The 19084-nt window shown below is 71.9% G+C and carries 16 protein-coding genes; 3 read left to right on the top strand and 13 right to left on the bottom strand.

Annotation, left to right across the window (positions count from 1 at the left end):
• Window positions 1-2 precede the first annotated feature (2 nt).
• Window positions 3-632 carry a TetR family transcriptional regulator gene (locus tag NOO62_RS11620; protein WP_268770807.1) on the bottom strand — a complete coding sequence of 210 codons (630 nt, stop codon included), beginning with the start codon at window positions 630-632 and terminating at the stop codon, window positions 3-5.
• Window positions 633-765: 133 nt separating this feature from the next.
• Between NOO62_RS11620 and NOO62_RS11615 the strand changes: the two genes are divergently transcribed.
• Window positions 766-1584 (top strand): SDR family NAD(P)-dependent oxidoreductase, encoded by an 819-nt coding sequence (locus NOO62_RS11615; RefSeq protein ID WP_268770806.1) that lies wholly within the window; start codon window positions 766-768, stop codon window positions 1582-1584.
• Window positions 1585-1595: 11 nt separating this feature from the next.
• Here the strand turns inward: NOO62_RS11615 and NOO62_RS11610 are convergent, their stop codons facing one another.
• A complete protein-coding gene (locus tag NOO62_RS11610; protein WP_268770805.1) occupies window positions 1596-2195 on the bottom strand; it encodes a chemotaxis protein CheB in 600 nt (199 codons plus the stop codon).
• Window positions 2196-2213: 18 nt separating this feature from the next.
• On the bottom strand, window positions 2214-2735 hold the full coding sequence (locus NOO62_RS11605; protein ID WP_268775572.1) for a DUF4240 domain-containing protein: 522 nt from the start codon (window positions 2733-2735) through the stop codon (window positions 2214-2216).
• Between the two features lie 134 nt (window positions 2736-2869).
• Between NOO62_RS11605 and NOO62_RS11600 the strand changes: the two genes are divergently transcribed.
• Window positions 2870-3796 carry an SDR family oxidoreductase gene (locus tag NOO62_RS11600; RefSeq protein ID WP_268770804.1) on the top strand — a complete coding sequence of 309 codons (927 nt, stop codon included), beginning with the start codon at window positions 2870-2872 and terminating at the stop codon, window positions 3794-3796.
• Here NOO62_RS11600 and NOO62_RS11595 read toward each other — a convergent pair.
• The 7 genes from NOO62_RS11595 to NOO62_RS11565 all read right to left on the bottom strand — a co-directional run bounded on the left by NOO62_RS11595 (window position 3787) and on the right by NOO62_RS11565 (window position 14556).
• Window positions 3787-4758, bottom strand: coding sequence for a helix-turn-helix transcriptional regulator (locus NOO62_RS11595; protein ID WP_268770803.1), 972 nt, complete (start codon window positions 4756-4758; stop codon window positions 3787-3789). The genes NOO62_RS11600 and NOO62_RS11595 overlap by 10 nt on opposite strands.
• Window positions 4759-4842: 84 nt before the next feature.
• Entirely contained in the window at window positions 4843-7539 is a 2697-nt protein-coding gene (aceE, locus tag NOO62_RS11590; protein ID WP_268770802.1) for a pyruvate dehydrogenase (acetyl-transferring), homodimeric type, read from the bottom strand.
• A 276-nt stretch (window positions 7540-7815) separates the two neighbouring features.
• Complete coding sequence (locus NOO62_RS11585; RefSeq protein ID WP_268770801.1) at window positions 7816-8439, bottom strand: GntR family transcriptional regulator; 624 nt, start codon at window positions 8437-8439, stop codon at window positions 7816-7818.
• 135 nt (window positions 8440-8574) lie between these two features.
• Window positions 8575-10359 carry a 2-oxoglutarate dehydrogenase, E2 component, dihydrolipoamide succinyltransferase gene (gene sucB, locus NOO62_RS11580; protein WP_268770800.1) on the bottom strand — a complete coding sequence of 595 codons (1785 nt, stop codon included), beginning with the start codon at window positions 10357-10359 and terminating at the stop codon, window positions 8575-8577.
• Between the two features lie 66 nt (window positions 10360-10425).
• Window positions 10426-11814, bottom strand: coding sequence for a dihydrolipoyl dehydrogenase (gene lpdA / locus NOO62_RS11575; RefSeq protein WP_161237254.1), 1389 nt, complete (start codon window positions 11812-11814; stop codon window positions 10426-10428).
• 295 nt (window positions 11815-12109) lie between these two features.
• Entirely contained in the window at window positions 12110-13666 is a 1557-nt protein-coding gene (locus tag NOO62_RS11570) for a leucyl aminopeptidase (RefSeq protein ID WP_268770799.1), read from the bottom strand.
• A gap of 134 nt (window positions 13667-13800) precedes the next feature.
• Window positions 13801-14556 carry an adenosylcobinamide-GDP ribazoletransferase gene (locus NOO62_RS11565; protein WP_268775571.1) on the bottom strand — a complete coding sequence of 252 codons (756 nt, stop codon included), beginning with the start codon at window positions 14554-14556 and terminating at the stop codon, window positions 13801-13803.
• A 114-nt stretch (window positions 14557-14670) separates the two neighbouring features.
• Between NOO62_RS11565 and NOO62_RS11560 the strand changes: the two genes are divergently transcribed.
• Complete coding sequence (locus NOO62_RS11560) at window positions 14671-15426, top strand: hypothetical protein (protein WP_268770798.1); 756 nt, start codon at window positions 14671-14673, stop codon at window positions 15424-15426.
• Here NOO62_RS11560 and NOO62_RS11555 read toward each other — a convergent pair.
• From NOO62_RS11555 to cobT, 3 genes are all read right to left on the bottom strand, one after another.
• On the bottom strand, window positions 15375-16064 hold the full coding sequence (locus NOO62_RS11555; RefSeq protein ID WP_268770797.1) for a hypothetical protein: 690 nt from the start codon (window positions 16062-16064) through the stop codon (window positions 15375-15377). The two genes, NOO62_RS11560 and NOO62_RS11555, sit on opposite strands and share 52 nt — an antisense overlap.
• Window positions 16061-17827, bottom strand: coding sequence for a phosphatidylglycerol lysyltransferase domain-containing protein (locus tag NOO62_RS11550; protein ID WP_268770796.1), 1767 nt, complete (start codon window positions 17825-17827; stop codon window positions 16061-16063). Before NOO62_RS11550 ends, NOO62_RS11555 begins: the two co-directional genes overlap by 4 nt.
• An 87-nt stretch (window positions 17828-17914) precedes the next feature.
• Complete coding sequence (cobT, locus tag NOO62_RS11545; RefSeq protein ID WP_268770795.1) at window positions 17915-19003, bottom strand: nicotinate-nucleotide--dimethylbenzimidazole phosphoribosyltransferase; 1089 nt, start codon at window positions 19001-19003, stop codon at window positions 17915-17917.
• Between the last annotated feature and the right edge of the window lie 81 nt (window positions 19004-19084).

Here is a 19084-nt window from a genome sequence, read left to right as displayed (position 1 = left end):
GCTCAGCCCGCTCCGCCCGCTCCGCCCGTGAGTCCCCGCAGGCACCGCACCGCGAGGTCCGCGGGGGAGTCCGGGCCCGTGACGTCCGCGTCCGTCTCCGCCCAGGTCTCCAGGGCGATGCGGATCGCGTCCGTCGCCGCCGCGGCGGCCAGGCGGACGTCGAGGGGCCGCGCGCCCGCGCCCATGAGCTCCGCCACGACCGGACGCAGTCTGTCCTCGGACTCCTGGTTGACGCGGTACCAGACCGCCCGCAGCGCCGGGTCGCCCGCGGCCGCGCGGAGCAGCCCGCGGGCCTGTCGCAGCCCGTCGGCCGCCGCCTCGTCCGGCACGGCGAGCGCTTCGGAGATCGCGCCTCGCAGGGCGTCGGGGAGCGGCGCGTCAGGATCGGCCCCGGCGAGGAGCGCGCGCCAGCGGTCACCGCCGACGGCGAGCAGCGGGCCCACCGCGTCCTGTTTGGTGCGGAAGTAGCGGTAGAACGTGCGCAGCGCGACCCCGGCCCGGACCGCGATGGCCTCGGCCGTGGTGGCGTCGGTCCCGTGCGTGGTGAAGAGCTCGGCCGCGGCGCGGGCGATCTCCAGCTGGGTCGCCAGCCTGCGGCGCTCCGTGAGGGAGAGGGGTGGGGTGCGGTTCACCCGGGAAGCCTACGTCGAGTACGCCAGGCCTGCACGTCACGACAATGTGGCACAACGTGCCATCCGGGCGTACGGTGAACGCCGGACAGCGCGACACGCCGCGCATCACCCCCTGAGAGACTCGGAGACCGCCATGACCGCCATGACCACCACCGCCACGCAGACCCTGAACCGCTACGAAGGCCGCCGCGCCCTGGTCACCGGCGGCGGCTCCGGCATCGGCCAGGCGACCGTGCTGCGCATGCTCGCCGAGGGCGGCCGCGTCGTCGCCGCCGACGTCAGCGAGGACGGGCTGCGGGACACCGTGGCCAAGGCGGGCGCCGACGCGGAGCGCCTCACCACCCTCGTCGTGAACATCGCGGACGAGGCCTCGGTCCGCGCGGGCGTCGCCGCGGCCACCGACGCGCTCGGCGGCCTCGACGTCCTCGTGAACGCCGCGGGCATCCTGCGCTCCTCGCACACCCACGAGACCACCCTCGACGCCTTCAGCCAGGTCATAGCCGTCAACCTCACCGGCACGTTCCTGATGATCCGCGAGGCGATCCCGGCGCTCCTGGGCGGCAACGGCCCCGCCGTCGTCAACTTCAGCTCGACGTCCGCGGTGTTCGCCCACCCGTACATGGCGGCGTACGCGGCGAGCAAGGGCGGCATCCAGTCCATGACGCACGCCCTCGCCGCCGAGTACGGCAAGCAGGGCATCCGGTTCACCGCCGTGCAGCCCGGCTCCATCTCCTCCGGAATGACCGACGGCTCCGGCGCCAGCAGGCAGAGCGTCGGCCCCGGCCTGCCCGCCGACGCCGACATGAGCCTGTTCGTGAAGCTCGCGCCCGCCCTCGGTCAGGGCTTCGCGGGCCCCGAAACCGTCGCCTCCGTCGTCGCCATGCTCGCCTCGGACGACGGCCGCTTCATCACCGGCACCGAGGTCCGCGTCGACGGCGGCACCCACTTCTGAACCACCGGCCGTCAGGGGGCCCGCAGCAGCCTGTTGATGGTCGGCGCGATGTCCGCGAGGTCGAGCACGAAGTCCGCGAAGCCCGTATCCACGGCGGCCTTGGGCATGCCGCGGAACTCGGCGGACGCCGGGTCCTGCACGATGACCGTGCCGCCCCCGGCCTTGACCTCCGCCACGCCCAGGGCTCCGTCGCTGTCGGCTCCGGTGAGCACGCAGGCGATGACCCGCGGCCCGTACGCCCGCACCGCCGACTCGAAGAGCGGGTCGGCCGCCGGACGCGCGAAGTTGACCGGGCCCGCCTTGCTCAGGGAGAGCTCCTTCGGGTTCCGCACACAGAGATGGTGGTCGGGCGGCGCGATGTACACCGTCCCGGCCCGCAGGCTCTCCCCGTCCTCCGCCAGTTTGACGTCGAGCGGGGTCGCGCGGGACAGGATCGAGGCGATCGGGCTCTCGCGGGACCGCCGCAGGTGCTGGGCCGCGAGGACGGGCACCGGAAGGGTCCCCCTCAGCCCGCCCAGAACGGCCTTGAGGGCACCGATGCCTCCGGCCGACGCGGCGACGAGCACGACTTCTGCCCGCTCAGGGGCCTGACTCTGTGGGCTTCCGGACACCCCGGCAGCCTATCCCCGTCAGTCCTCCATGAAGCGGTCCCAGAGCTTCGGATAGCGCTGCGCCATCACCGACTCGTTCTCGAAGTCGATCGGCGTCCCCTCCGGTTCGGCCGGGGCGGGGGCGACGCCGAGCTCCGGCGCGACGACGCCGGTGAGCTGTTCATAGGCCTCGTCCGCCGCGTAGCCGAGCTCCTCGCCGTCGCCGTCGAGCTCCTCGTCGAAGTCGTCGAGGAGGTCGGCGAGCGCGTCCGGGTCGTGCACCGCCCCCTCGAAGACCTCCCGCCCCTGGCCGATCAGCCAGCACCGGAAGTAGTCGAAGGCGTCGTCGCTCGCGCCGCCGAGCAGCACCCAGGCCGCGCCCCACAGGTCCCAGCGGTACGCGCGGTTGTAGCGGGCCTCGAAGTGACGGGCGAAGTCGAGGACCGAGTCCGGGTCGGACTGCAGCAGTCTCTCGACGAGCAGCTCGGCGTGGTCCTCGGGGTCGCCGCCGGCGGCCTCGCGGGTGCTGTCCACGATCTCCCAGAACTCCGTCTCGTCCATCACGGGTCCAGCATCGGTCCTGCGGGGTGGGGGCGCACGCGGAGTGCGCCGGAATGCGGCTGTCTCGTTATGCGTGCACATGCCCGTGGAAAAGGCGACAGGGGTTGTCGGCTTTCGGTGGAAGCCTCAAGGACATGGAGACCACGCAGAACCTGACCGGAAAGATCGCCCTCGTCGCGGGCGCCACCCGTGGCGCGGGCCGCGCCATGGCGGTGGAGCTCGGCCGCGCCGGAGCCACCGTCTACGTCACGGGCCGCACCACCCGCGCGCACACCAGCGAGACCGGCCGCAGCACCGAGACCATCGAGGAGACCGCCGAACTCGTCGCCGCCGCGGGCGGCCACGGCATCGCCGTCCCCACCGACCACCTGGAGGCGGACCAGGTGGCCGCCCTGGTCGAACGGATCGACCGGGAGCAGGGCCGCCTGGACATCCTCGTCAACGACATCTGGGGCGGTGACGTCCACGTCGAGTGGGACAAGAAGATGTGGGAGCACGACCTCGACAAGGGGCTGCGCATCCTGCGCCTCGGCATCGAGACCCACATCATCACCAGTCACCACGCGCTGCCGCTGCTCACCAGGAACCCCGGCGGCCTCCTCGTCGAGGTCACCGACGGCACCGCCGAGTACAACGGTCCCAACTACCGCAAGCCCTTCTTCTACGACCTCGCCAAGGCGGCCCCGCTGCGCATGGCCCGGGACCTCGCCGAGGAGCTGACGGAGTACGGCTGCACCGCGCTCTGCCTCACCCCGGGCTGGCTGCGCTCCGAGGCGATGCTCGACACCTACTTCAAGGTGACCGAGGACGACTGGCTGGCGGGCACCGAGCAGAACCCGCACTTCGCGATCTCCGAGACCCCGACGTTCGTGGGCCGCGCGCTCGTCGCCCTCGCCGGTGACCCGGACGTGGCCCGCCACAACGGGACGTCGCTCTCCAGCGGCGGCCTCGCCGAGGAGTACGGCTTCACGGACGTGGACGGCTCGGCGCCGGACGCCTGGCGCTACCTCACGGAGGTCGACCAGGAGAGCAGGACCGCGGACGTCACCGGCTACCGGTAGAGCGCGGCCGCCCGCGCGGCGGCCTCCGCGAAGCGTGCGCGCAGACCCGGCGGCCCGAGGACCTCCGCCTCCGGGCCGAGCGACAGGAGCTGCGCGTACGCCACGTCCTCGTTCTCGACGGGCAGCGTGACCGTCACCCGACCCGCCGCGTCCGGCTCGCCCGCCGTCCCCATCGCCTCCCGTGCGACGGCGCGGTCGGTGGCGTAAGGCAGCTGACGTACGCCCGCCTCCGAGAGCCGCACCACGGCCTCGGAGCGCAGGATCGCCCGCGCGAACTGCTCGGCCCGCTCCTCCCAGAACCCCGGCAGGTCGAACTCCTCGTCCCGCGCGAACCGCTCCTCGCCCGCCACGACCGCGGTGAACCGGTCGATGCGGTACACGCGGTACACCCCCGATTCGGGCACCCGCGCACACAAATACCAGACACCGGCCTTCAGGACGAGCCCGTACGGCTCCAACTCCCGCTCCACCTCGGTGTCCTGGCGGCAGTAGCGGGCGGTCACGCGCCGGTCGTCCCACACCGCGTCCGCCACGGCGGGCAGCAGCTCGGGGGCGGGCGTCTCCCTGAACCAGCCGGGCGCGTCCAGATGGAACCGCTGCGACGCGTTCTGCGAGGCGTCCCGCAGCGACGGCATCAGCGCCGCCGACACCTTCAGACGGGCCGCCGACGCCGCGTCCGCGAGTCCCATCTCCCGCAGCGCGCCCGGCACCCCGGACAGGAACAGCGCCTCCGCCTCGCTGCGGCCGAGCCCCGTGAGACGGGTGCGGTAGCCGCCGATCAGCCGGTAGCCGCCGGTGCGGCCCCGGTCGGCGTAGACGGGAACGCCCGCCTCCGACAGCGCCTGCGCGTCGCGCGTGATCGTCCGCTCGGAGACCTCCAGCTCGGCGGCCAGTTCGGCGGCGGTCATGGAGGGCCTGGCCTGGAGCAGCAGGACCATCTTGATGAGACGGGCGGCGCGCATGGCTCCATGATGCCGCCGCCGCGCGCATACGGGTGCGGCCCCCACCGTCAGGCAGGGGCCGCACCCGTATGTCGAGCCGGAGGGCTACAGGCCGTACTTGGCCCGCGCCTCCTTCACCGCGGAGGCAGGCACCTCGCCGCGGCGGGCGAGCTGCGCCAGCGCGGCGACGACGATCGACTCCGCGTCGATGCCGAAGTGACGGCGGGCGGCGTCACGCGTGTCGGACAGGCCGAAGCCGTCCGCACCGAGCGACGAGTAGTCCTGCTCGACCCACTGCGCGATCTGGTCGGGGACCTGACGCATGTAGTCGGAGACGGCGAGGACCGGGCCCTGGGCGCCCTCGAGCACCGTACGGATGTACGGGACGCGCTCCTCGCCGCGCAGGATGGCCTCGTCGGCCTCCAGCGCGTCGCGGCGCAGCTCCGTCCACGAGGTCGCGGACCACACGTCGGCGGCCACGCCCCACTCCTCGGCGAGCATCTTCTGCGCGGCGAGGGTCCAGTGGATGGCCGTACCCGAACCGAGCAGCTGGATGCGCGAGGCGTTGGCCGCGGGGGAGAGCCCCGCGGACTCCGCCGTGTTGAAGCGGTACAGGCCCTTGACGATGCCCTCGTCGACACCCGCGGGCTTCGCGGGCTGCGGCATGGGCTCGTTGTAGACGGTGAGGTAGTAGAAGACGTTCTGGTCTTCGCCCTCGTGGGCCTCGCCGTACATGCGGCGCAGACCCTCCTTGACGATCGCGGCGATCTCGTACGCGAACGCCGGGTCGTACGACAGGGCGGCCGGGTTGGTCGCGGCGATCACCGGCGAGTGACCGTCCGCGTGCTGGAGACCCTCACCCGTCAGCGTCGTGCGGCCCGCGGTGGCGCCGACGAGGAAGCCGCGGCCGAGCTGGTCGCCGAGCTGCCACATCTGGTCGGCCGTGCGCTGCCAGCCGAACATCGAGTAGAAGATGTAGAACGGGATCATCGCTTCGCCGTGCGTGGCGTACGCGGTGGACGCGGCGATGAAGTCCGCCATCGAACCGGCCTCGGTGATCCCCTCGTTGAGGATCTGGCCGTCCTTGGCTTCCTTGTAGTACATCAGCTGGTCGCGGTCGACCGGCTCGTACGTCTGGCCCTTCGGCGAGTAGATGCCGAGCGACGGGAAGAGCGACTCCATGCCGAAGGTGCGCGCCTCGTCGGGGACGATCGGCACCCAGCGCTTGCCGGTCTGCTTGTCGCGTACGAGGTCCTTGACCAGGCGTACGAACGCCATGGTCGTCGCCACCGACTGCGAGCCCGAGCCCTTGTCGAAGGAGGCGAAGGTCTTGTCCGCGGCGGCGGGCAGCGGGGCGAGCGGCTGCGTGCGGCGGGCCGGGGCCGGACCGCCGAGCGCGGCACGGCGCTCCTGGAGGTAGCGGACCTCGGGGGAGTCGGCGCCGGGGTGGCCGTAGGGCACCTGGCCGTCGACGAAGTCGCTGTCCGGGATCGGCAGACCGAGCAGGTCGCGCATGTCCTTGAACTCGTCCACCGTCAGCTTCTTCATCTGGTGGTTGGCGTTCTTGGACTCGAAGCCCTTGCCGAGGGTGAAGCCCTTGACCGTCTGCGCGAGGATCACGGTCGGCGCGCCCTTGTGGGTGAGCGCCGCGCGGTAGGCCGCGTAGACCTTGCGGGCCTCGTGGCCGCCGCGCGAGAGGTGGAAGCACTCGCTGATCTTGTCGTCGCTGAGCAGCTTCGCCATCTCGGCGAGCGCGGGCTCGGCACCGAAGAAGTGCTCACGGATGTAGGCGGCGTCGCGCGTCGCGTACGTCTGGAACTGCGCGTCCGGCACCTCGCGGAGGCGGCGGACCAGGGCGCCGGTGGTGTCGAGCTGGAAGAGCTCGTCCCAGGCGTTGCCCCACATGATCTTGATGACGTTCCAGCCGGCGCCGCGGAACTGGGCCTCCAGCTCCTGGACCACGCGGAAGTTGGCGCGGACCGGGCCGTCGAGGCGCTGCAGGTTGCAGTTGATGACGTACGTGAGGTTGTCGAGACCCTCACGCGCGGCCAGTGCGAGGGCCGCCGTCGACTCGGGCTCGTCCATCTCGCCGTCACCGAGGAACGCCCACACGTGCGAGGCGGAGACGTCCTTGATGCCGCGGTTGGTGAGGTACCGGTTGAAGCGCGCCTGGTAGATGGCGGAGAGCGGGCCCAGACCCATGGAGACGGTCGGGAACTCCCACAGCCAGGGCAGACGGCGCGGGTGCGGGTAGGAGGGCAGGCCGTTGCCGCCCGCCTCCTGCCGGAAGTTGTCGAGCTGCGCCTCGTTCAGGCGGCCGTCGAGGAAGGCGCGGGCGTAGATGCCGGGGGAGGCGTGGCCCTGGATGTACAGCTGGTCGCCGGAACCGTCCCCCTCCTTGCCCTTGAAGAAGTGGTTGAAGCCGGTCTCGTACAGCCAGGCCGCGGACGCGAAGGTCGCGATGTGGCCGCCGACACCGTGCTTGGAGCCGCGCGTGACCATGGCGGCCGCGTTCCAGCGGTTCCACGCAGTGATCTTGCGCTCCATCTCCTCGTCGCCGTCGACTGCCGGCTCGGCGGAGGTGGGGATGGTGTTGACGTAGTCGGTCTCAAGCAGCTTGGGCAGCGCCAGGCCCGCGCCCTCGGCGCGCTCCAGCGTGCGGCGCATGAGGTATGCGGCACGATGCGGCCCGGCCGCCTCGGTGACGGCGTCCAGGGAGGCCTGCCATTCGGCGGTCTCCTCGGGGTCGCGGTCCGGGAGCTGGTCGAGCTCGCTCGGCTGGATTGCGGAGGGGTCGGTCATGTCGCCGCCTTCCTGAGTCGGAGGGGGTCCCCTGTTCGGTAAGGGGTGGGGGTGCCCGGTTCTTGGCAGGACAGGGCGTGAAGCTCTGGTGAGAGCCCGTCGGAGACTGTAACTCCGTGATCGATGATCGATCAAAGGGTTGAAGCGGAAAACCTCTCCACACCGAGAAAGTAGGCATCCGGTGCCAGCAAAGCGGGCACGCGGTGCCTTCGATTTGAAGGGTTTACGCAGGTGAGAGCACGTTTGCAGTCAAGGCGCCACGGATGAGCGTGGGTGTCACGGACGCGGTGCGCACCCGAGGACGTGGGACTTGACCAGGTCCGCGATGGCCGGGTCACGGCGCCGGAAGGCGGAGACCAGGGCCTCGTGCTCCTCCGCGTACGACTGCTGGACCGTGCCGAGCCAGCGGATGGAGAGCGCCGTGAAGACCTCGATGCCGAGGCCCTCCCAGGTGTGCAGCAGCACGGAGTTGTCCGCGGCGCGCACCAGCTCGCGGTGGAAACCCACGGTGTGCCGCACCTGGGCGGTGCCGTCGGAGGCCCTGTCCGCTTCGTACAGGGCCGCGACATGGGGCTCCAGGGCCGAGCAGTCCTCGGCGAGCCGTCCGGCCGCCAGCTCGGCGGCGATGGCTTCCAGGCCCGCACGGACCGGGTAGCTCTCCTCCAGGTCGGCGGCGGTCAAGTTGCGTACGCGTACACCCTTGTTGGGCGCCGACTCGATGAGCCGGAGCGTCTCCAGCTCGCGCAGCGCCTCACGGACGGGGGTCTGGGAGACCTCGAGCTCCACCGCGATCCGGCGCTCCACGATGCGCTCGCCCGGCTTCCAGCGCCCGCTGACGATCCCCTCCACGATGTGCTCGCGGATCTGTTCGCGCAGCGAGTGAACAACGGGCGCGGTCATGTGGGCTCCTCCGGCGGGGCAGCGCCCCAGGGCGTTGTGACCCCTAGACAATACGGCGACGCCCCCGTCCGGAAACCTCCGAACGGGGGCGTACGCGCTGATGAGACGAGTCTTACAGCCGCGGGGGCCGCAGGACTACAGGCCGAGCTCGACCTCGAACTCGCCGGCCTCCAGGATCGCCTTGACCGCGGTCAGGTAGCGGGCGGCGTCCGCGCCGTCCACCAGACGGTGGTCGTAGGAGAGCGACAGGTACGTCATGTCCCGCACCGCGATGGTCTCGCCCAGGTCGGGGTGGTTGATGACGACCGGGCGCTTGACCGTGGCACCGATGCCGAGGATGGCGGCCTGGTTCGGCGGCACGATGACCGTGTCGAACAGGGCGCCGCGCGAACCGGTGTTGGAGATCGTGAAGGTGGCGCCGGACATGTCGTCCGGGGTGAGGCCACCGCCACGGGCCTTGCCGGCCAGCTCCGCGGTCTTCTTCGAGATACCGGCGATGTTGAGGTCGCCCGCACCCTTGATGACCGGGGTCATCAGACCCTTCTCGGCGTCCACGGCGATGCCGATGTTCTCCGAGTCGAAGTACGTGATCGTGCCTTCGTCCTCGTTGATCCGGGCGTTGATGACCGGGTGGGCCTTCAGCGCCTGGGCGGCGGCCTTGACGAAGAACGGCATCGGCGAGAGCTTGACGCCCTCGCGGGCCGCGAAGGAGTCCTTCGCCTTGGCGCGCAGCTTCATCAGCTTGGTGATGTCGACCTCGACGACCGAGGTCAGCTGGGCCTGCGAGTGCAGGGCCTTCATCATGTTGTCGCCGATGACCTTGCGCATGCGGGTCATCTTGACCGTCTGGCCGCGGAGCGGCGAGACCTCGAGGGCCGGGGCCTTCGAAGCGGCGGCCGGGGCGGCGGCGGCCGGGGCCGGGGCCGACTTCTTGGCCTCGGCGGCGGCGATGACGTCCTGCTTGCGGATGCGGCCGCCGACACCGGAACCGGTGACCTCGGAGAGGTTCACACCGTTCTCGGTGGCGAGCTTGCGCACCAGCGGCGTCACGTACGCACCGTCGTCGGCCGGGGTGGCCTGCGCCGGGGCGGCGGGCGCGGCCGGAGCCGACTGGGCCGGGGCGGCGGGCTGAGCCGGCGCCGGGGCGGCAGCGGCGGGCTTGGCCGGAGCCGCGGGGGCGGCGGCCGGGGCGGCCGGGGCGGCCGGAGCCGCGGGCTGCGCGGGGGCGGCCGGGGCCGGAGCCGGGGCCTCCTCCTTGGCCGGGGCGGCCGGGGCCGGGGCCTCGGCCTGCGCCGGAGCGGCACCGGGCGCACCGATGACGGCGAGCTTGGCGCCGACCTCGGCGGTCTCGTCCTCACCGACGACGATCTCGAGCAGCACGCCCGCGACCGGCGAGGGGATCTCGGTGTCGACCTTGTCCGTCGAGACCTCGAGGAGGGGCTCGTCGGCCGCGACCTCCTCGCCGACCTCCTTCAGCCAGCGGGTGACGGTGCCCTCGGTGACGGACTCGCCGAGCGCGGGCAGGGTGACATCGGTGCCCTCGGCGGAACCGCCGGACGGGGCGGGGGCGGCGGGCGCCTCGGCCTGGGCCGGGGCCTCCTCCTGCTGCGGGGCCTCCTCCTGCGCGGGGGCGGCCGGGGCCTCCTCCTGCGCCGGAGCGGCCGAGCCGCCCGCGTCGCCGGAGCCGTCGTCGATGACGGCGAGCTCGGCGCCGACCTCGACGGTCTCGTCCTCGGCGACCTTGATGGATGCCAGGATGCCGGCGGCCGGGGAGGGGATCTCGGTGTCGACCTTGTCGGTCGACACCTCGAGCAGCGGCTCGTCGGCCTCGACGCGCTCGCCCTCGGCCTTCAGCCAACGGGTGACAGTGCCCTCGGTGACGCTCTCGCCGAGCGCCGGAAGGGATACGGAAACCGCCATGGTTTCAGTTGCTCCTTACAGAATTGCGGAAGTCTGGTCGTCTCGTCGCGCCCGAATGACCGAGGGTCAGTCGTGGGAGTGCAGCGGCTTGCCCGCCAGGGCCAGGTGGGCCTCGCCGAGCGCCTCGTTCTGGGTCGGGTGGGCGTGGATGAGCTGGGCCACCTCGGCCGGCAGCGCTTCCCAGTTGTAGATCAGCTGGGCTTCGCCGACCTGCTCGCCCATGCGGTCGCCGACCATGTGGACGCCGACCACGGCACCGTCCTTGACCTGGACGAGCTTGATCTCGCCCGCGGTCTTGAGGATCTTGCTCTTGCCGTTGCCCGCGAGGTTGTACTTGAGGGCGACGACCTTGTCCGCGCCGTAGATCTCCTTGGCCTTGGCCTCGGTGATGCCCACGGAGGCGACCTCGGGGTGGCAGTACGTCACCCGGGGCACGCCGTCGTAGTCGACCGGGACGGTCTTGAGACCGGCCAGGCGCTCCGCCACCAGCATGCCCTCGGCGAAGCCGACGTGCGCGAGCTGGAGGGTCGGCACCAGGTCGCCCACGGCCGAAATGGTGGGCACGTTGGTCTGCATGTACTCGTCGACGAGGACGTAGCCACGGTCCATGGCGACGCCCTGCTCCTCGTAACCGAGGCCCTGCGAGACCGGGCCGCGGCCGATGGCGACCAGGAGGACCTCGGCCTCGAAGGTCTTGCCGTCGGCGAGGGTCACGCGGACGCCGTCCTGCGTGTACTCGGCCTTGTCGAAGAAGGTGCCGAGGTTGAACTTGATGCCGCGCTTGCGGAACGCGCGCTCAAGAAGCTTGGAGCTGTTCTCGTCCTCGACGGGCACGAGGTGCTTGAGGCCCTCGATGACCGTGACGTCGGCCCCGAAGGACTTCCACGCCGAGGCGAACTCGACGCCGATGACGCCGCCGCCCAGGATGATCGCGGACTTCGGCACGCGGTCCAGGGTCAGGCCGTGGTCCGAGGAGATGATGCGGTTGCCGTCGATCTCCAGGCCCGGCAGCGACTTCGGCACGGAGCCGGTCGCGAGGAGGACGTGGCGGCCCTGGACACGCTGGCCGTTCACGTCGACCGAGGTCGGGGAGGAGAGCTTGCCCTCGCCCTCGATGTACGTCACCTTGCGGGAGGCCACGAGGCCCTGGAGGCCCTTGTAGAGCCCCGAGATCACGTCGTCCTTGTACTTGTGGACGGCCGCCATGTCGATGCCCTCGAAGGTGGCCTTCACGCCGAACTGGTCGGCCTCGCGCGCCTGGTCGGCGATCTCGCCGGCGTGCAGCAGCGCCTTCGTGGGGATGCAGCCGTTGTGCAGGCAGGTGCCGCCGAGCTTGTTCTTCTCGATCAGTGCGACGTCCAGGCCCAGCTGCGCTCCGCGCAGGGCCGCGGCGTAACCGCCGCTACCGCCGCCGAGAATCACTAGGTCGAAAACGGTGCTGGCGTCGTTCGCCACGTCACGTCCTCCATGCATGTGCGCCGTACGCCGGACCCCTTTGCGCGGGGGACGACCGGTCGGTCGGCTGGTATTCGGCCGCTCTTGTTTCGGCCCTTTGGTGGGGGCCCTGTCCTGCCGAGAACCCATCTTCGCACTTGTCGGCGGGAGACGGGACGCCGGGCCAGGCTGTGAGACGTCGGATCGACCGTCTTCAGGGCCATCTCTTGCGTACGAACGTACGGATTTCGTTCAGGGCGAAATCACCGAGGGCCCCGGACACCAGACGGGTCCGGGGCCCTCGGTTCGTACGCGATCAGCCCAGGTCGCCCGAGGCGGTGTGCTCGGCGAGCCGGACCAGGGTGCGGACGGCGGAGCCGGTGCCGCCCTTGGGGGTGTAGCCGAACGGGGCGCCCTCGTGGAAGGCCGGGCCCGCGATGTCGAGGTGGGCCCAGGCGATGCCCTCGCCGACGAACTCCTTCAGGAAGAGACCGGCGACCAGGCCGCCGCCCATCCGCTCGCCCATGTTGGCGATGTCGGCGGTGGGGGAGTCCATGCCCTTGCGCAGGTCGGCGGGGAGCGGCATCGGCCAGGACGGCTCGCCGACCTCCTCGGCGATCTCGTGGATCGAGGTGCGGAAGGCGTCGTCGTTGGCCATGATGCCGAAGGTGCGGTTGCCGAGCGCCATCATCATGGCGCCGGTCAGCGTCGCCACGTCGACGATCGCGTCGGGCTGGTCCTCGGAGGCCTTGGCGATGGCGTCGGCCAGGACGAGACGGCCCTCGGCGTCGGTGTTGAGGACCTCGACGGTCTTGCCGCTGTACATCCGCAGGACGTCGCCGGGGCGGGTCGCGGAGCCGGACGGCATGTTCTCGGCGAGCGCCAGCCAGCCGGTGACGTTCACCTCGAGGCCGAGGCGAGCGGCGGCGACGACGGCGGCGAAGACCGCGGCGGCACCGGCCATGTCGCACTTCATGGTCTCGTTGTGACCGGCGGGCTTCAGCGAGATGCCGCCCGAGTCGTACGTGATGCCCTTGCCGACGAAGGCGAGGTGCTTCGTGTTCTTGCCTGCCTTGGAGCTCGTGTACGAGAGCTTCACCAGGCGCGGCGGGGCGTCGGAGCCGACGCCGACGCCGAGGATGCCGCCGAAGCCGCCCTTGGCGAGGGCCTTCTCGTCGAACACCTGGACCTTGATGCCGTGCTCCTTGGCCGCGGCCTGGGCGACGGCGGCGAACGCCTCGGGGTTGAGGTCGTTCGGCGGGGTGTTCACCAGGTCGCGGGCGCGGTTCAGCTCCTCGGCGACGGCGATGGCGCGCTCGACGGCGGCCTTGTACGCCTTGTCGCGGGGCTTGCCGCCGAGCAGGGCGACCTCGGCGAGGGGCGCCTTGGCGTCCTTGCCGTTCTTCTTCGTGGCCTTGGCGTCGGCGATGCTCTTGTACGCGTCGAACGAGTAGGCGCCGAGCAGGGCGCCCTCGGCCAGCGCGCCGGCGTCCGCGGCGTCCTCGACGGGCAGCGCGAACGCGGCCTTCTTCGAGCCGGTCAGGGCGCGCGCGGCAGCACCGGCGGCGCGGCGCAGGGCGTCCGTGCCGTACGTCTCGTCCTTCTCCGGGACCTCGCCGAGACCGACCGCGACGACGACCGGGGCCTTGAAGCCGGACGGCGCGGGAAGCTTCGTCACCTCACCCTCGCCGCCCGAGGCGCCGAGGGTCTCCAGGACGGACGCGAGCTTGCCGTCGTACGCCTTGTCCACGGCCTCGGCGCCGGGGGCGATGACCAGGCCCCCCTTGGATCCAGCGCCCTTGGCGACACCGACGACGATCGCGTCGGCACGCAGGCCGGTCGCGGCGGCGGTGCTGAGAGTCAGAGCAGTCACGGTGGTGAGGTCCTCTTTCAGTGAGTTTCGTCGGGCTGTGGGGTGGTGAGCCCGTCGCGAGCCTACGCCCGTGAGCGCTGCGGTGCGCCTCACTGTGTGTGTTCGGCGCGGTGTGAGCCCGGGGGGAGGGGGCGTCAGCCCAGGGCGAGTACGACCAGCGCGCCGGTCGCCGCCGTCTCCGCGAGGCCGCCGAAGACGTCGCCGGTGACCCCGCCGAACCGCCGTACGCAGTGCCGGAGCAGCAACTCCGCGGCGCCGAGCGCGAGGACGACGGCCGCCGCGCCCCGCACGGCACCGGCCGTGCCGAAGAGCAGACCGGCGGCCGCGGCGGCGGCCACGACGAGGACGGCGACCCCTGCCGCACGGGCGCGCGGGACCACTCCGGCGACGGCGGCGCCGAGCCCCTCGGGGCGGGCCGGGGGCACGCCGTCGCGGGCGGCCAGGGTGAGGGCGAGGCGTGCGGCGGTCGCCGAGACGACGGCGGCGAAGGCGCCGCGGGCCCACGACTGCTCGTACAGCTGGAAGAGCACGGCGACCTGCGCGAGCAGCACGAAGAGCAGCGTGATGACGCCGAAGGGCCCGATGTCGGACTGCTTCATGATGCGCAGCGCGTCGTCGGCGGGTTTGGCGCTGCCGAGGCCGTCGGCGGTGTCGGCGAGACCGTCGAGGTGCAGGCCGCGGGTGAGGGCGGCGGGGACCGCCGCGGTCGCGGTGGCGGCGAGGAGGGGGCCCGCGCCGAGAGCCGTCAGGACGCCGCCGACACCCGCCGCGCAGACGCCGACGACCAGTCCCGCGAGGGGCGCGCACTGCATGCCGGAGCGGGCGGCTCCGCGGTCCCAGCGGGTGACGCGGACGGGCAGTGCGGTGAGGGTGCCGAAGGCGAAACGCATGCCGTCGGCGGGGGAGGTTCTGGACACCGCGGAAGGCTACCCCGCGGGAACGTGCCGGCCTGCGGATCACTCTTCCGGGACGGAGGATGGGCGCATGGACGTCTGGCGGGCCGCATGAACGACTGGTGGTACCGGAACGTCGTCGAGCCGGGAAAGCTGCCGCTGCTGCTCGCGCTGCTCTCGTTCGTCGGGTCGTTCCTGGTCACCAGGACCATCACGCGGCTGATCAGGGCGGGCAAGGGACCGTTCAGGAACATCAGCACGGGCGACGTGCACATCCACCACGTCGTGCCGGGCATCTTCCTCATGCTGGTCGGCGGGTTCTGGGCGGTGGCCGCGGGGCGGCACGGCGTGGGGCCGCTGTACGCCGCCGTCATCTTCGGGATCGGCGCCGGGCTCGTGCTCGACGAGTTCGCGCTGATCCTCCACCTCGACGACGTGTACTGGAGCGAGCAGGGCCGCAAGAGCGTGGAGGTCGTGATGCTCACGGCCGCCCTGGTGGTGCTCGTGCTCACCGGCTTCACACCGTTCGGGGTGAACGACCTGACGCCGATGGAGCGGCACAACAGGGCGCTGCTCGCGCTGAACGTCGGCATCAACTGCGCCTTCTCCCTCATCGCGCTCCTCAAGGGCAAGCTGCGCACGGCCCTGATCGGCATGGTCGTCCCGTTCGTGGCGCTGGTCGGCGCGATCCGCCTCGCCCGGCCCGGGTCGGCGTGGGCGCGGCGCTTCTACCGCAACCGGCACCGGACACGCGCGCGTGCGGGGCTGCGGGCGTTCCGGCACGACCGCCGCTGGGCGGGGCCGCGCCGCAGGATTCAGGACTGGATCGGCGGCTTCACGTCGGACCGGCTGCCGCCGCCCCGGTGACGCGGCGCGGAGACCGCGCACAGCACGAGCACGGCGGCGATGGCGGCCAGGTGCTCCTTGCCCGCGAGGTTGTCCTTGAACAGCACCTCGACGACCATCAGGGCGGTGACCAGGGCGGCCGTGAAGTACGCGCGGTAGCGCCAGCACACGAGGACGGCGAGGCCGACGACTGCGGCCGACGGTCCCGTGTCGACGACGTGCGCGTCGGACGCGGGCAGACCGATCGGGTTCGCCGCGCCCAGTTCGATGCCCACGCGCGCGTAGAGCGTCCCGGCGAGGGTGGCCACGTACGCGATGAGGAGCGTGCGCCACCAGCCGAGGCAGATCTCCGCGATCCCGAAGACGAGCAGGATCTGCACCAGCGCGCCCCACACGGGCAGGTCGAGCGCGGGCACGAAGAGGGAGAGCGGGGTGCGGATGAGGGCGAGGGGGAGCGGGTCCTCCGCGCGAACGCAGCCGATGTTCTGGACGAACTGGTAGCCCCAGGACTGGTTCTGCACGTACTGGAGGAGCGCGGTGAGGCAGACCGCCGCCAGCGTCATGGGCACGGCCCGCCACGTTCGGGCGGCGAGCGCCCCGCGCACGGTGGAGAGGAGTGCTCCCCACTCGGCGCGGGCGCGGCGGGCCAGGGTGCTCATCGTCTCGACTCCAGATGTTTGCGGTGCAGCCACTTCGGCAGCCCCGGCGCCTCGAGGAAGCCCTCCGCGCGACCGGAGGCCACGCCGATGCGCAGCAGGTCGACGCTCTTCTCGAAGAGAAGGAAGCGGGGTTCCCAGATCGGCCGGTACTTGGCGTTGGCGCGGTAGAGGGACTCGATCTGCCACCACCGGGAGAAGAAGCTGAGCAGCGACCGCCACAGGCGAAGGACCGGGCCCGCGCCGAGCCGCGAGCCACGTTCGAAGACCGACCTGAACATCGCGAAGTTGAGCGACACCTGAGTGATCTTGATCTCGGGGGCGCGCTGCAGGAGTTCGATGACCATGAACTCCATCAGGCCGTTCTCCGCGTCGCGGTCACGCCGCATCAGGTCGAGGGAGAGCCCGTGCGGCCCCCACGGCACGAAGGAGAGCAGCGCTCGCAGCACGCCGTCGCCGTCCGTGCATTCGAGCATCACGCAGCGGCCGTCCGCCGGGTCGCCGAGCCGTCCGAGGGCCATGGAGAAGCCGCGCTCGGTGGCGCCGTCGCGCCAGTCGTCGGCGCGTTCGAGGAGCGTCGCCATCTCGTCGGCGGGGATGTCCTCGTGGCGGCGGATGCGGACCGTGTAACCGGCGCGCTTCACGCGGTTGTAGGCCTGCCGGACGGTGCGCATGGCCCGCCCCTCCAACGTGAACTCCTTGATCTCCACGATGGCTTCGTCGCCCAGCTCCAGGGCGTCGAGGCCGTGCCGGGCGTAGATCGTGCCCGCTTCCTCGCTCGCGCCCATCACGGCGGGGATCCAGCCGTGTTCGCGGGCCTCGGTCAGCCAGGGCTCGATCGCGCCGGGCCAGGCCTCGGGGTCGCCGATGGGGTCGCCGGAGGCCAGGGAGACACCGCCGACGACGCGGTAGGCGACGGCCGCCTTGCCGGTGGGGGACCACACGACGCTCTTCTCGCGGCGCAGCGAGAAGTAGCCGAGGGAGTCGCGGTCGCCGTGCCGGTCGAGCAGTGCGCGCAGCTTCTCCTCGTCGTCCTCGGTGAGCGGGTCGACGACCCGGCGGGAGCGGAACGCGGCGTACAGCACGGCGCAGAGCAGCAGCGCGCTCAGGATGTTGATGGCGACGTCGACCCAGCCGGGTGTGGCGATGCCCTCGAAGCGCTGGTCGTCGGCGGCCAGCGAGACCAGGCGCATGGTGCCGTAGCGCCAGCGGTCGAGGAACGTCGAGCGGTGGTCGTCGTGGGCGGTGTTGGTGACGGTGACGAGCAGCGCGGCGATCAGCGAGGTCACCAGGAGCCCACCGGCCGCGACGGCCGATGCCAGCTTCGGGTTGGAGCGGTCGCCCCTGGCGTAGAACTCGCGGCGGCCGACGACGAGCGCGGCGACGAAGGCGGCGGTCAGGGTCAGGGAGATCCAGTTCTGCGCGTACGCGCGGATCTCCGGGAAGAGCATCGCGAAGGCGAAGAGCAGCAGGAAGAGCCCGCCGAGCACGAGGTTGAGGATCCATGCGGCGCGCTTGCGGCGCCGCATGGTGATCGCGAGGAACAGCGTGAACGCGCCCGACGCGAAGCCGGCGGTCAGCATGTACGGCGTGAAGTAGTTCGCCGTGTTGTGCTGGCGCAGGTCCTGGCCGAAGGAGACCCAGACCGCGCTCAGGAAGTTGATGAACGTGACGGCCCGGAGGTACCAGACGGCGAACCCCGCGGCGCGGCGCTGTATGACGGTGCGTGATTTCTGTCGCCCGGCGACGACCTGCTCATCTCCCATGAAAAGGGATCATATGGGCCGCGGGCCAATGGAGATGATCCGGCGGGTTCTGTCCTGTTCGCTCCCGCCGGACGACTCGGTCGTGCCCTACCCCTCCGCGAGCGCCTCCGCCGCCGCTTCGGCCGTCTCCGGCTTCCGCTCCGGCAGCTCCGCCGCCAGCGCGGCCGCGGCCTGCACCAGCGGCAGGGCGAGCAGCGCGCCCGCGCCCTCGCCGACCTTCACGCCGTGCGAGAGCAGCGGCTCCAGCGCCATCCGGTCGAGCGCCTTGGTCTGCGCGGGCTCACCGCTGTCGTGCCCCGCCAGCCACCAGTCCGGCGCCCGGAAGGCGACCCGCTGGGCCACCAGTGCGGCCGCCGAAGCGACGACGCCGTCCAGGATCACCGGCGTACGCCGTACCGCGCACTGCAGCAGGAACCCCGTCATCGCCGCGACGTCCGCGCCGCCCACCGCGGCGAGCAGCTCCAACTGGTCGCCGAGTACGGGCCTGGCCCGCCGCAGCGCGTCCCGTACGACCGCGCACTTGCGCATCCACGCCAGGTCGTCGATGGGTTCGCCGCCCCGCCCGGTCACCACCGACGCGTCGGTCCCGCACAGCGCGGCGACCAGCGTCGCGGCGGGCGTCGTGCCGCCCACGCTCACATCGCCGAGGACCACCAGGTCGGTGCCCGAGTCCGCCTCCTCGTCGGCGACGGCCATGCCCGCACGCAGCGCCTGCTCCGCCTCCTCGGCGGTCAGCGCGTCCTCGATGTCGATCCGGCCGGAACCGCGCCGCACCCGGTGCCCCGCCACCTCGGCGGGCAGCTCCTCCGGGGCGCAGTCCAGGGACATGTCGACGACGCGGACCGGCACCTCCAGGCGGCGCGCGAGGACGGCCGCCGGGGTCTCACCGGCCAGCACGGACCGTACGAGCCGGGCGGCGCTCCCCGCGGGCCGCGCCGAGACACCCAGCTCGGAGACGCCGTGGTCACCCGCGAAGAGGACCACGCGCGGCCGCTCGACCGGCCGCACCGGGACCGAGGACTGGGCCGCCGCGAGCCACTCGCCGAGTTCGTCGAGACGGCCCAGCGAGCCGGGTGGCACGGGCTGCCGCTCCCGGCGTTCCTCGGCGTCGCGGCGCACCCCGCCGTCGGGCCGCTCGATCAGGTCGGTGAAGTCGTCGAGATTCAGCGAGCTCATTCGCCGAACAGTACCGGGAGCGGGGTGGATGTCGCTCGAACGGCCCTGCGAGCCACGTCGGGCGGGGCATCACCGCATGAC

The sequence above is a fragment of the Streptomyces sp. Je 1-369 genome (assembly GCF_026810505.1).
Classification (GTDB): Bacteria; Actinomycetota; Actinomycetes; order Streptomycetales; family Streptomycetaceae; genus Streptomyces.
This window is presented reverse-complemented; position numbering and strand designations above follow the sequence as displayed.